Below are 12,804 nucleotides of genomic sequence, written 5' to 3' on the forward strand. Positions count from 1 at the left end.
AGCGCACATTCACTAGGAGACATGCGCGTGACTGAAAAGCAGGAAAACGCGGGCGAGCCGATCATCATCAAGAAATACGCGAATCGGCGGCTCTACAACACGGCAAAATCCAGCTACGTCACGCTTGACCACCTGGCCCAGATGGTGCGGGAGGGACAGGACTTTCTGGTGAACGACGCCAAGACCGGCGAGGACATCACCCGCGGCGTGCTAGCCCAGATCATCTTCGAGGAGGAAGCCAAGGGGCCGACGATGCTGCCCGCGAACTTCCTTCGCCAGTTGATCCGTCTCTATGGCGACACGCTGCAGGGCTTTGTGCCAGGCTATCTCGACGCCTCGATGGAAACCTTCTCGCGCAACCAGGAAGCGATGCGCGAACAGGTGCACAAGGCGTTCGAAGCCAATCCGGCGCTGGCGAATTTCGAGGCGCTGGCGCGGACCAACATGGAATGGTTCGAGAATGCGATGCGGATGTTCGCGCCTTTCGCGACCGGCATGGCACCGATCGGCGGCGGCAAGAACCCGCGCAAGGATGTCGAGCTCGAGGAATTGAAGGAACAGCTGGCGGTGATGCAGTCGCAGCTGGCCAAACTGGTCAAGGACAATTGAGGACGGCGGGGACAAGCCCCGCCGCGGGTCCCGACCCGCTCGATCCGCGGCGTCCCTTCGAGCTCCGGCCGGAACCGGCCCCGCCCGGCACGGCGGGCCGACCTCCGTGCTTCGGCCCGGTCACGCCGCGATCCCCTTGGTCTGCGAACCCGTTGATCTGCGCGGAGATGAACCGGTCGATCTCATCGGCGAGTTCATTCTCTCCGTCCTCGTCCGCGAAGATTTCCAGATGATTGTCCGCGTTGCGGGTCCGGGAGATGGCAACGAGCAGGACCAGGGCCCGGGTCAGGTTGTCGTTCATGGTACTGGTTCCCCCCGATAGCGTCGGCGTGGCTGTGCGCCTCGTGACGGCATGTTGCGATCGAAGGCCTTGCGATTTCCTCAACGCCGCCGTCCGTCGGAATAGTGAACCCGGTGTCGTGCATGGTTGTCGCCGTCGAGCCGGACAGCGGGGCAGCGGGGCAGGATGTCTCGGCCCCTTGTCCTGACCGACGGCGGCTCCCGAAATCCGTTGCCAGGCACCGAGACACCGCGTCCCGCGCGATTCTGAGGCAATCCGTTGCGCGATGCCCGCGTCGCCGGGGCCGAACCGGTAGACTTCTCCAATGAATTTTATCATATACGCGAGGACTTGAACCGGCGCCCGGTTGAAACCGGGGCACGCCTGACCGATATTCCAACTTGGCCCGCGCTCGCGGGATCAAGGCTGACACGGAGGACCCAATGGCCGAATACGAGACTATCCGTCGGACGGGCGCCGGCGCAGGAACCGCGCGGATCGACGAAGGTCTGCGGTCGCACATGAACCGTGTCTACGGCCTGATGGCCGTCGCCATGGTCATCACGGGTCTCGTCGCCTGGATCGTCGGCACGGACTTCGTCCGCGCCTCCTCCGGCCAGCCGACGGCCATCATCCCCGTCGGCGTGCTGCAGGCGATGTTCACCTCGCCGCTGAAGTGGGTCGTCATGTTCGCGCCGCTCGGCTTCGTCTTCGCCATTTCGGCGGGCGTCAACCGGATGAGCCAGGGCACGCTGCAGCTCCTGTTCTGGGCCTTCGCGGCGGTGATGGGCCTGTCGATCTCCTGGATCTTCGCGATCTTCACCGGCGCCTCGATCGCGCAGACCTTCTTCGTCACGGCGGTCGCCTTCGCGGGCCTCAGCCTCTATGGCTACACCACGAAGAAGGACCTGTCCGGGATGGGCACGTTCCTGTTCATGGGCCTGATCGGCCTGATCGTGGCGTCGCTGGTCAATATCTTCCTGCAATCCTCGGCGCTGCAGTTCGCCGTCTCGGTGATCGGCGTGCTGATCTTCGCTGGCCTGACCGCCTATGACACGCAGACGATCAAGAACCAGTACCTTCAGCTGCGCGCCGCCGAGGGCCAGGAATTCCTCGGCAAGTCGGCCATCCTCGGCGCGCTGAGCCTCTATCTCAACTTCATCAACATGTTCATGTTCCTGCTGCAGCTGTTCGGCAACCGGAACTGACGGGATACCTCGCGAGACGGATCAAGGGCCGGTGGAAACACCGGCCCTTTTCATTGGTAGGGTGACCGCGGACCGGTGCGCTTCAGGCCAGGAACTTCGGATAGTCCGAGACGAGCAGACGCAGCGGCTCCTCGTCCTCCTCGATCTCGGCGAAGCGGCCGATCGGTTCGGCGAAGATATTGTCGGTGAGGTCGTTGTTGACGGTCGAAACCTCGCCGATCAGCACGTCACCGCCCTCGCCCCAGAAAGCGTGCCAGTTGCCGGGCATCAACGTCACGCTTTCGCCCGGGTTCAGGCGCAGCACGTCGCCCGCCTTCTGCCGGCGCAGCACACCGTCCGTCGCGACCTCGACCACCGATGTCTTGCAGATCTGGCCGGCCGCGTCGGAATTATAGAGCTTGAGCGCCAGCGTGGCGCCGCCCCGGTTGATGATATCCTCGGCCTTCACCACGTGGCGATGCATGGGCGAGACCTGCTCGTTGCGCGAGATCATGATCTTCTCGGCGTAGCACATGCCGCCGCCGCGCCGCAGATCCTCCTCCAAGCCGTTGCGGACGGTGAACAGGAACAGCCCCATTCGCTCGAAACGATCCTGGCCGTAGTCCGTGATGTCCCAGCCCAGCCGCGCATCGACGATCCCCGCGATCTTCCCCCGACGGGCGCGCATCTCGTCGGGGGACCAATAGGCGAAGGGCGGCAGGATGAAGCCGAAGGAGCGGATGAAATCGTCCGACGCGCGGATGATGTCGTTGACCTGCGATCTTTTCATTGGTCCTCCCGTGCGATTTCAACCGCTTTTCCCTGCGATAACACGGGCGTTGCCGTCGCGCCACAGGATCGCCGAGGATCGGCGCGGCTGCGCGGTCAGGGCCAGAAGGCATCCGCCTTCGCCAGGCGTTCCCAACGCTCGAACAGCTTCGGGCGGTCGTCTCGTACCTGGACGGCGAGGGCGCCGAGCACCCAGCCGGCCGCGCGCTGCGCGTCCGGGCTGCCGTGTCCGGGCGCGTCGGGACCGGTCAGCCAGCCCTCTGCCATCGCGGCGTCGGTCATGCTGCCGAAGCTGTCCTGAATGTCCTTCAGCGCGCGCAGATAGACGCCGACCTTGCGGGCGGGAAACAGGCTGTCGAACATTTCGGCGGCGTAGCGCAGCTTCTTCAGCTCCTTGCGCAGCGTGTGCAGTCCTTCGGAATCGAGGTTCCGCACGTCGCGACCGAGCTTCATCGCCTTGCGCCGCCGCTTGCCCAGAATGGCGGGCGCCACCTCGGCGATCGGCGCGGCGAGCCGTGTTGTCTGGTCGTAGTCCGACGGCGCGAGCCAGCCGCGTGCCTCGATGAAGCGGCCGAGATCGAAGAGGAACCCCACCGCCTCGGGCGCGGCCAGCGCCGCCCGCACCTCCGCCCGCCGCCCCTCGCGCAGGTCGCGCAACGCGGCGAGCAGCGCGTCGCGCGCCGCGTCGTCGAGGCCGAGTTCCGCCAGATTCGCGACATCACCGATCAGCACATCGAGATCGCGCAGCCCGCTGACCACCTGCCCCAACCGCCGCGCCTCGTCGTTGAGCGGCTCGGTGGCGCCGCCGCCGAAACTCGGCGAGAAGACCGCGAGCGCGGTGCGGAGGCGTCGCAGCCCGACGCGCAGCTGGTGCGGCCCCTCGATCATGTCGGACGCCGCGACCACCACCATGTTGCGCGAGATCTGCGCGAAGCAGTCGCGCAGCACATCCCGCGCGACGGTCTCGACGCTGGCCGACGGTGCGCATTTCAGGGCCCCGGCGGTGCGCGCCGTCAGCGGCTCGTCGACCGCGGCGCCACGGGCCAGGGCATAGCCGCGCGCGGACTTGTTGGCCGTGGCGAAACGCACCGGCCCCTGGTCGAACAGCGCGCGCGCCACCTCGAAGACCGCGCCGGTATCGCCGGCCTTGAGCTCGAATTCCGCCTCGAGGATCGGCGTGGTCAGTTCGCCGGCGACGATCGTGCCCCGGTCGAGCGCCAGCTCGATCTCGCCGCCGCCGGGCGCGCCCAAGCGCTCGACGGTGCGGCGCACCCGGGTCTCGAAGAGCGGCGCCAGCGGGGCGCCGGCCCGCGCTTCGGCCACGGCGGCGAACGCGGGATCGGCGCCGCTCGGTACCAGCCGCCCGCCCGGCGCCGGACATTCGGTCTCGTGGTTCGAGAAGAGGCCGTTGCCCGCGTCGTCGGCCCGGCGCTTGATCGTCTGGATCCAGCGCCGCCCGACCTTGCGCAGCCGCAGCGACATGCCCGCCGCCGCCAGCGCCTGGTCGGGCGTGTCGTAATAGATCGAGACGAGGTCCTGGGTCCGTCGCGGCGCGAGGCGCATCGCCTCCAGCCCCGCGTGGCGCCGAAGCCGCGCCTCGCCCGCCGCGTCCAGCGTGAACTTGAGCTCAGTCTCGATCATCGTGTCCGCTTCGCCACAATTCGCCGCATGTCCCGCTGCTCGCTGTTGGAAATGACGATTCCATGATACACTTCGGACCAGTAACGCGTTCCCCGGTGATTGGACCCGATGGCAGTACGCTCACGCGCCCCGGAAATTTCTACGCGCAGCGTCGCCGTCCCTTTTCGCACCCGCTCACTTCGCGCCGCCCTGCCGGGTCGCGTATCGCCGTCCTCGCGGCCATCACCAAGCTCGCGCAGGGAGCGTTTACCAATGGCGGATATAGTCGAGGCGTTCAAGGTCCCGCGGGACCGACCAGCATGAGGTGAAGATGGCGCATCCTGTCCAGGGGAACCGATCCGAAGGCCGGCGGCTTTGCCCGCCGAGCGCCTCGCACCTCTCGACCGGACAGGAGACGCGGCCATGAACGACGCGACGCTCGGCATCGCCTCGGATTTCGTGAAATCCGGTATTGCCAAGGCGGGTATCCCGCTGACCGAGAATCTCGAAGCCTATCTGTCGATCACCTTCGCCCGCTTCATCGGCGCCGAGATCCACGTCGACCGGCTGACCGTGCGGGTGGCGAAGGCGATGGACGAGAACGCCCCGCGCGACACGATGCGCGGCCTCGCCGACGAATGCCTGATCGCCACGGCCTTCTTCGAGGATCGCCTGCGGCGGAACGGCGCGATCCGCCACTATGTCGGGCTCGGCCAGATGACCTATGACGCGGCGGCGATGACCGAACAGGCCTATGGTTTCGTCCATATGCGCGACGTGATCGCCAGCGCTGTCGAGCCCACCGAGCCGCGCGATGGCCGGATCCTGTTCGATCAGGCCCGGGCCGGCAGCGCGACGGCGCGGGGCGAACTCGCCGCGCAGAACGTGATCGTCGGCCCCTGGGCCAAGGCCGCGAAGCCGGGCCTGCTCTGGCGCTAAAACGGGGCCCGACCCAGCAAGGCCGGCTAGCCCCGCTCCAGCATATTGATTTGACACAATAGTTTTGGCACCGAACGATTCCATCCGGTTGGCTATCGCGCTAGCCGCGCAGGTCGAGCCAAGCGCCGAAGTCGAGGCGGGTGTCCCAGCCCTCGGCGATGCCCAGCGCGCCGCAGGCGGCCCGCGCCACACCGGCATGCGTCACCCAGAGCAGCGGCGGTTCACCGGCTGGCGCCTCGGCCAGCGCCGCCTCCACCCGCGCCGCGAGCATGGCGACGCTCTCGCCCCCATGCGGCCGCGCATTTCGAAAGTCCGCCGCCCAGGCGTCAAGCTCATTCCGCGGCAGGTCTGTCCAGCGGCGGCCTTCCCAGGCGCCGAAATCGAATTCGATCAGCCGCGCATCCTCGGCGAGCGGAAGGCTTCTCGCCGCCGCGACCCGCTCGGCCAGCCGGCGGCAGCGGCCGAGCGGGCTGGTCACCACGCGGGCGACCGCCGGCAGCGCGGCGAGGGCCGCGTTCGCCGCCGCTTCGAAATCAGGGCCGAGCGCCAGATCGCTCCGCCCGTAGCAGACCCCCTCCGCCACCGCTGGACGCGTGTGGCGCAGAAGGACTACAGGCAAGCAAGCAGGCCGAGATAGAAGCCGACCTCGCTCGTCTGCTGCACCGCGCCGAGGCAGTCGCCGGTATAGCCGCGCAGCCGCCGCTCGAAGACAAGGCGCATCAGCGCATGGCCGAAGAACAGGCCAACGATCCCGCCAAGCAGCGCGAGGATCGGCGCGACGCACAGCACCGCGAGCAGGGCGAGGGCCGCGACCAGCAGCGCCAGCCCGAGGCCACGCCGCCCGAGGCCCTGCGCGATCGGACGACCCGCGCCCTCGAACCGGATATAGCGGCTGGTCGCGATCACCACCACGGCGGACGCGCGGCTGGCCGCGTGACCGGCGATCAGGATCAGTGGCACGGCGTGCGGCGGCAGCGCGCCGAGCGCCAGCACCTTGGCGCCGAGCACGAGGAAGAGCCCCGCGACGCCAAAGGTGCCGAGGCGGCTGTCCCGCATGATCTCGAGCGACTCCCTGCGCGAGGTGCCGCCGCCGAGGCCGTCGCAGGCGTCGGCGAAACCATCCTCGTGAAAGCAGCCGGTGATCAGCAGGCCCGCCGCCGTGGAGATCAGCGCGGCGAGGACGGGCGGATAGAGCGCGGTCGCGACCCAGTAAAACAGGGCCACCAGCACACCGATGATCAACCCGACGCCGGGATACCAGCGCGGCGTCGCCGCCATGCGGCGCAATGTCCAGCCGCGCCGCGGCATCGGCAGACGGGTGAGAAAGGCGGTGGCGATGGCGAGGATGATCATCTCCTCGCGCGCACGCGCGACGAGACCGTGGCGGCGGGGTTTGGAGCGTTTCATTGTCTTCCGCTGACCCCGGCGCTCTCGAAACTCGCCATGTCGCACAGCATGGCCGACGCCGCCTTGACCAGCGGCCAGGCGAGCAGCGCGCCGGTCCCCTCGCCGAGCCGCATGTCGAGCGACAACAGCGGGTCGGCGCCCATCCAGGCCAGCACCCGCGCATGTCCCGGCTCGGCCGAGACATGCGCGAAGATCATCGCCCCGCGAACGGCCGGGTCCAGCGCCGCCGCCACCAGCGCGGCGGACGTCGCAATGAAGCCATCGACCAGCACCAGCTTGCCGACGCGCGCCGCGCCGATCATCGCGCCCGCCATCATGGCAATCTCGAAGCCGCCGAACTCGGCGAGCGCCTCGCCCGCCGAGAGCTTGCCCGGGACCCGCGCCGAGGCCCGCGCCAGCACCGCCGCCTTGCGGGCGAGGCCGACGTCGTCGAGACCCGTGCCCGGGCCGACCAGTTCGCCGATGTCGACCCCTGTCAGCCGGTGCGCGAGCAGCGTCGCCGAGGAGGTGTTGCCGATGCCCATTTCGCCGAAAGCGGCCACGTCGCCGACCGGCTGGCCGCCGAGCATTCCGCCCTCCTCCAGCGCCCGGTCACGCTCGGCGCCGGTCATCGCCGGTCCGCGCAGGAACGAGGCCGTACCGGGCCCGATCCGGCGCGAGATGAGCCGCGGATCCTCGATCGGCGTGCCGGCGACGCCCGCGTCGATCACGCGCACCGGAACTCCCAGGCTGGCCGCGATCACCGTCGCAGCCGCGCCACCGGCGAGGAAATTGCCGACCATCTGACGCGTCACCGCCTGGGGATAGGCCGAGACGCCCTCCGCGGCGACGCCGTGATCGGCGGCGAAGATGGTGAGAGAGCAACCCTCGATCCGCGGCGCTACCGTGCGCCGCGCGCGGGCGATCGCCGCGGCGAGATCCTCGATCCGCCCGAGCGCGCCGACCGGCTTTGTCTTGCCGTCGATCGCCCGCCGGATCGCCGTCTCCAGATCGTCCCCGTCTCGTGCCATGTGCTCCCTCGAAAGCCGCCCGGCGCTACCGTTACCCGCCCCCCGGCCCGGGCGCAACCGACGCTCAGGCCCGCGGCGCCGTCGGTCCGCCCGGGGTCAGGCGCGAGAGTTGGACGGCGAGAATGCCGGCCATGATGATTGCGACGCCGATCAGATCCCGCGTGGTCACGGGTTCGCCGAGGATCAGGGCGGCGGTGGCGAGGCCGAAGAACGGGTTGAGGAAATGAAAGGTCGAGGCGCGCGTCGCGCCGATCCGGCCGACGAGCACGAACCAGATCATGGTGGCGGCGACCCCGGGAAACAGCACGGTATAGAGGAAGGCCCAGCCGAGCGAGGCGGTCCATCGGACTGTCCAGTCCTCCAGCAGCCAGGCGACCGGGAACAGCGCGACGCAGCCGACCAGCATCTGCAACCCGACGATGATCCAGAGATTGCCGCCGCTCGACGCGCCCCGCACCACCAGGGTCGCAATGCTGAGCGCCAGCACGCCGACGAGGCAGAGCGCGACGCCGAAGACATCGGCGCCATGGCCGAGGCGCGCCGACATCACCACGAGTACCCCGCCGAACCCGGCCACCAGTCCGGCGAGACCGAGGAACGACAGCCGCTCACCGAGAAACATCCGGCCGAGCCCCGCGACCATCAGCGGCAGGAGGCTCGCGATCACGGCGGCGAGGCTGGCGTCGATGGTGCGCATCGCCTCGAAATTCAGACCGAGATAGAGCGCGTTCTGGCAGAGACCGAAGATCACCACCGCGCCCCATTGCGCGCGGGTGAGATGGATGCGCTGTCCCGTGGCCAGCCCGATGCCGAGCGCCAGCAGACCCGAGATCAGGAACCGGACGGACAGGGCGATGAACGGCGGCGCATGGGCGACGACGATATGCGCCGAGGTGAAGGCCGAGCTCCACATCACGACGAAAGCGATCCCGAGCGCCAGCGCCCGCCAATCCATGATGATCCCCCCGAAACGACACAGGCCGCGCGACGGCGCGGCCTGATGGCGTCGTCATCCCCGCGGATCAGGCGTTGATGACGTCCTTCAATTGCTTGGCGATCGTCACCTTGGCGACGCGATCGGCTGGCTTCTGCATCCGCTCGCCGGTCGATGGATTTCGCACCGTGCGCTCGGGCCGCGCACGGCAGGCGAACTTGCCAAGGCCGGGCAGATTGACCGCGCCACCGGACGCGACCTCCTTCGTCACGATCTCGGCCAGCGCATCGAGCGCGCGGTTCGCGCTGGCCTTGTCCAAGGCGGCGGTCTCGGCGATGGCAGCGACCAGCTGCGTTTTTGTCATGGGCTTTTGTGTCATCTTGATTTCCCTGTCGAGCCTCGCGTCCATCGGCGCGCGACCCCGCGCCGGAAGGGCACTAAAGCGGCTCGCCGTTGGAAACTCAATCACCGAATCGGCCGCGAAACCTGTCCTTGGTGAAGAAAGTGCAATCAGTGGGCGACTGTTGCATAAAATCTTCTCGCAATCCGATAGGAACGCTACAGGAACGCAGTCTCGTCGAAGCTGCGCAGTTTGCGGGAATGCATCTTCTCGAGCGGCATGTCCCGCAAGGATTCCAGGGCCCTTACGCCGATCTGGAGATGCTGCGCCACCTGGCGCTTGTAGAAGGCCGTCGCCATGCCGGGAAGCTTCAGCTCGCCATGCAGCGGCTTGTCGCTCACGCAGAGCAGCGTGCCGTAGGGCACGCGGAAGCGGAAGCCGTTGGCGGCGATGGTGGCACTTTCCATGTCGAGCGCGATGGCGCGCGCCTGACTTAGCCGCGCCACCGGGCCGGACTGGTCGCGCAGCTCCCAGTTGCGGTTGTCGATGGTGGCGACCGTGCCGGTGCGCATGATCTTCTTCAACTCGTAGCCGGTCAGGCCGGTGACCAGTGCCACCGCCTCCTCGAGCGCCACCTGCACCTCGGCGAGCGCCGGGATCGGCACCCAGATCGGCAGGTCGTCGTCCAGCACGTGATCCTCGCGCATATAGCCGTGCGCCAGGACATAGTCGCCGAGCGACTGGCTGTTGCGCAGTCCCGCGCAATGGCCGAGCATCAGCCAGACATGCGGCCGCAGCACCGCGATATGGTCGGTGATGGTCTTCGCATTCGAGGGGCCGATGCCGATATTGACCATCGTGATGCCCGACTGGTTCGGGCGGGTCAGGTGATAGGTCGGCATCTGCGGGCTTTTCGGCGGCGGTGCCGAGGGCGTGCTGTCGCGGCTGGTCACGAGATTTCCGGGCTCGATCAGGCTCTCGTAGCCGGACGCCGGATCGGCCAGTGCCAGGCGCGCGAATTCCACGAACTCGTCCATGTAGAACTGGTAGTTGGTGAAGAGCACATGGTTCTGGAAATGCGCCGGGCTGGTCGCGGTATAGTGCGCGAGGCGGGCCAGCGAATAGTCCACCCGTTGGGCCGTGAACGGCGCGAGCGCCCGCGCGCCCTCCGCCGTCGGCCGGCCCTTGCCGTTGACGATATGGTCGTCGGTGGTGTTCAGGTCCGGCACATCGAAGAGATCGCGCAGCGGCCGGTGCAGCGTATCCTCGATCGAGCCTTCAACATGCGCGCCTTCGGCCATCGCGAAATGCAGCGGGATGGCCGTGTCGGAGGTGCCGATCCGCACGGGCATCCCGTGGTTCTGGATCAGGAGCCCTATCTGCTGGGTCAGGTAGCCCTGGAACAGATCGGGGCGGGTGATCGTCGTCGCATAGGTTCCGGGTTCGGTCACGTGACCGAAGGAGAGGCGGCTGTCGACCTTGGCAAAGCTGCCGGTGGTCACGCTGACCTGCGGATAGAAGGCGCGGTAGCGGCCTTTTTGCACCGCGCCTTTCATCACCTTGGTGAAATGCTCGCGCAGGAAGCGGGTGGCGACATCGTAGCGCCGGCGCAGGTCGGCGACCGCCTCGGCGGCGTCGTTGAACAGCCGGTCCCCCTCCGGCTCGGGCGAGATGACGGGCAGTTCCGACAGCGGACCCTGGGGACACATTGCTCGCTCCTCCTCACCGGCCAACGAAAAGCTCGGTCTTCTCGAACCGCGTGACGTCGATCAGACCGAGATCGGAGATCCGCAACTCGGGAATCACGACCAGCGCCAGCAGGGAATGCTGCATATACGCATTATTCACGTCGCAGCCACAGTCACGCATCGCGGTGACCATCGCCTCGGCCGCCGCCGCCACCTCCCGCGGGGCGGCGTCCGACATCAGCCCGGCGATCGGCAGCGGCACGGAGGCGAGCTCGCGCCCCTCGCGCCAGACCGTCACCCCGCCGCCAAGCGCGCGCAGATGGTTCGCCGCCAGCGCCATATCGGCGCGCGAAGTGCCGACGACGATCATGTGATGGCTGTCATGCGCGACGGTCGAGGCCACCGCGCAGGGCACGGCGTAGCGAAAGCCCGAGACGAAACCGTTCGTCACATGCCCGGTGGCGCGGTGACGCTCGACCAGCGCGATCTGGCAGATGTCGGCGGCGGCGTCGCCCTCGACCAGCCCGTCGGTCACTTCCAGCTCGGCTTCCAGCGCCTTGGTCGGAGCCTGGTTCTCGACGACGCCGATCACTCGCGCGCGTACCCGGTTGGCACCCGCCGGCGCTGCGATCTCGAAATCCGCCGCGTCGAGGTCGCGGGCCATGTTGACGGTGCGGCGCGAGGCTTCCGGCCAGGCGAAGCTCGTCGGCGGGACGAGGCAAACGCCGCGCTCGGCCACGATCTCGCCGTGAGCGACCACCGTCTCGATCGGCAGCGTCACGAGGTCCGAGGTCAGCACGCAATCGGCGCGGCGGCCGGGCGTGATCGAGCCGAGCTCGCGCTCCAGCCCGAAATGCGTCGCGGTATTGATCGTCGCCATCTGCAGCGCCACCAGTGGATCGAGGCCGCAGGCGATCGCATGCCGCACGACGCGGTTCATATGCCCCTCGTTGACCAGCGTGCCGGAATGGCAATCGTCGGTGCAGAGCACGAAGTTGCGCGGATCGAGGCCCTTTTCCGTCACCGCCGTGATCTGCGCCTTCACGTCGTACCAGGCGCTGCCGAGCCGCAACATCGCGCGCATCCCCTGGCGGACCCGGGCGATGGCGTCGGATTCGCGCGTGCCCTCGTGGTCGTCGGCGGGCCCCGCGGCGACATAGGCCGGAAAATCGGTGAGATCGGGGCTGGCATAGTGCCCGCCGACGACCTTGCCGGCGCGCTGGGTGGCGGCGATCTCACCGAGCATGCTCGCATCGCCGGCGACGACGGCCGGATAGTTCATCATCTCGCCGAGGCCGATGATGTTCGGCCAGAGCATCGCCTCCGCCACGTCGGCGGGGCCGAGTTCGGCGCCCGTGGTCTCGAGGCCCGGCGCCGAAGGCGCGCAGGACGGCATCTGGACATAGACATTGATCGGCTGGATCCGCGCCTCGTCATGCATCAGCCGCACACCCTGGAGGCCAAGCACGTTCGCGACCTCGTGCGGATCGACGAACATCGTGGTGGTGCCATGTGGTATCACCGCGCGGGCGAACTGCCCAACGGTCAGCATGCCGCTCTCGACATGCATGTGCCCGTCGCAGAGGCCGGGGATCAGGAACCGCCCGCCCGCCTCGATCACGCGGGTATCGGGCCCGATCATCGGACCCGCGTCCGGGCCGCAATAGGCGAAGCGTCCCGACTTGATGGCAATGTCCGTGCCGGGGATCACCTCGCGCGAATGGACATTCACCCAGGCGCAGTTCCGGATCACCATGTCGGCCGGGGCGCGGCGGGCGGCGACCTCGACAAGGGCGGGGGCCACGTCGGGCCAGGGACGGATATCGGTCATGGCGCTACTCTGCCGGCGCGCGCGCCGCGATCAACCCCCACCGCGCGCATGTTGCGAAGATTCAACATGAAAAAGCCCGGACCTCGCGGTCCGGGCCAGTCGCCAGGCGAGCCTCGCGGCTCGGCGCTGGGGGGGGGAATTGGCGCGCGGGGGGCGGTATGATGCCCCCG

Annotated in this window: 13 protein-coding genes; 3 read left to right on the forward strand and 10 right to left on the reverse strand. The window is 68.1% G+C overall.

From position 1 onward, the window contains the following. The first annotated feature begins 27 nt into the window (after positions 1–27). On the forward strand, positions 28–609 hold the full coding sequence (gene phaR / locus Q0480_RS16805) for a polyhydroxyalkanoate synthesis repressor PhaR (protein ID WP_299134685.1): 582 nt from the start codon (positions 28–30) through the stop codon (positions 607–609). Here phaR and Q0480_RS16810 read toward each other — a convergent pair. Continuing rightward, complete coding sequence (locus tag Q0480_RS16810; RefSeq protein WP_299134686.1) at positions 596–910, reverse strand: hypothetical protein; 315 nt, start codon at positions 908–910, stop codon at positions 596–598. The two genes, phaR and Q0480_RS16810, sit on opposite strands and share 14 nt — an antisense overlap. A 422-nt stretch (positions 911–1,332) precedes the next feature. Here Q0480_RS16810 and Q0480_RS16815 point away from each other — a divergent pair, with 422 nt between their 5' ends. Further along, positions 1,333–2,097, forward strand: coding sequence for a Bax inhibitor-1/YccA family protein (locus Q0480_RS16815; RefSeq protein WP_299134687.1), 765 nt, complete (start codon positions 1,333–1,335; stop codon positions 2,095–2,097). Between the two features lie 82 nt (positions 2,098–2,179). Here Q0480_RS16815 and Q0480_RS16820 read toward each other — a convergent pair whose 3' ends face one another. Further along, positions 2,180–2,866 carry a D-lyxose/D-mannose family sugar isomerase gene (locus Q0480_RS16820; RefSeq protein ID WP_299134688.1) on the reverse strand — a complete coding sequence of 229 codons (687 nt, stop codon included), beginning with the start codon at positions 2,864–2,866 and terminating at the stop codon, positions 2,180–2,182. Positions 2,867–2,961: 95 nt separating this feature from the next. Then, positions 2,962–4,506, reverse strand: coding sequence for a CYTH and CHAD domain-containing protein (locus tag Q0480_RS16825; protein ID WP_299134689.1), 1,545 nt, complete (start codon positions 4,504–4,506; stop codon positions 2,962–2,964). A gap of 402 nt (positions 4,507–4,908) precedes the next feature. On the opposite strand from Q0480_RS16825, the gene Q0480_RS16830 reads away from it, so the two are divergent. Further along, entirely contained in the window at positions 4,909–5,424 is a 516-nt protein-coding gene (locus Q0480_RS16830; protein WP_299134691.1) for a hypothetical protein, read from the forward strand. A gap of 100 nt (positions 5,425–5,524) precedes the next feature. Here the strand turns inward: Q0480_RS16830 and Q0480_RS16835 are convergent, their stop codons facing one another. From Q0480_RS16835 to ade, 7 genes are all read right to left on the reverse strand, one after another. Continuing rightward, positions 5,525–6,007: a histidine phosphatase family protein gene (locus Q0480_RS16835; protein WP_299134693.1), complete on the reverse strand. Its 483-nt coding sequence runs from the start codon at positions 6,005–6,007 to the stop codon at positions 5,525–5,527. A gap of 26 nt (positions 6,008–6,033) precedes the next feature. Further along, a complete protein-coding gene (gene cobS / locus Q0480_RS16840; RefSeq protein ID WP_299134695.1) occupies positions 6,034–6,831 on the reverse strand; it encodes an adenosylcobinamide-GDP ribazoletransferase in 798 nt (265 codons plus the stop codon). After that, positions 6,828–7,841, reverse strand: coding sequence for a nicotinate-nucleotide--dimethylbenzimidazole phosphoribosyltransferase (cobT, locus tag Q0480_RS16845; RefSeq protein WP_299134696.1), 1,014 nt, complete (start codon positions 7,839–7,841; stop codon positions 6,828–6,830). Before cobT ends, cobS begins: the two co-directional genes overlap by 4 nt. Before the next feature lie 64 nt (positions 7,842–7,905). Next, positions 7,906–8,796 (reverse strand): DMT family transporter, encoded by an 891-nt coding sequence (locus Q0480_RS16850; protein ID WP_299134697.1) that lies wholly within the window; start codon positions 8,794–8,796, stop codon positions 7,906–7,908. Between the two features lie 67 nt (positions 8,797–8,863). Next, entirely contained in the window at positions 8,864–9,154 is a 291-nt protein-coding gene (locus Q0480_RS16855; protein WP_299134743.1) for an HU family DNA-binding protein, read from the reverse strand. A 179-nt stretch (positions 9,155–9,333) separates the two neighbouring features. Further along, a complete protein-coding gene (locus Q0480_RS16860; RefSeq protein ID WP_299134698.1) occupies positions 9,334–10,824 on the reverse strand; it encodes an AMP nucleosidase in 1,491 nt (496 codons plus the stop codon). A gap of 13 nt (positions 10,825–10,837) precedes the next feature. Continuing rightward, complete coding sequence (gene ade, locus Q0480_RS16865) at positions 10,838–12,634, reverse strand: adenine deaminase (RefSeq protein ID WP_299134699.1); 1,797 nt, start codon at positions 12,632–12,634, stop codon at positions 10,838–10,840. Positions 12,635–12,804 lie beyond the last annotated feature (170 nt).

The organism is uncultured Amaricoccus sp. (genome assembly GCF_937891315.1).
In the GTDB taxonomy this organism is placed as follows: Bacteria; Pseudomonadota; Alphaproteobacteria; order Rhodobacterales; family Rhodobacteraceae; genus Amaricoccus.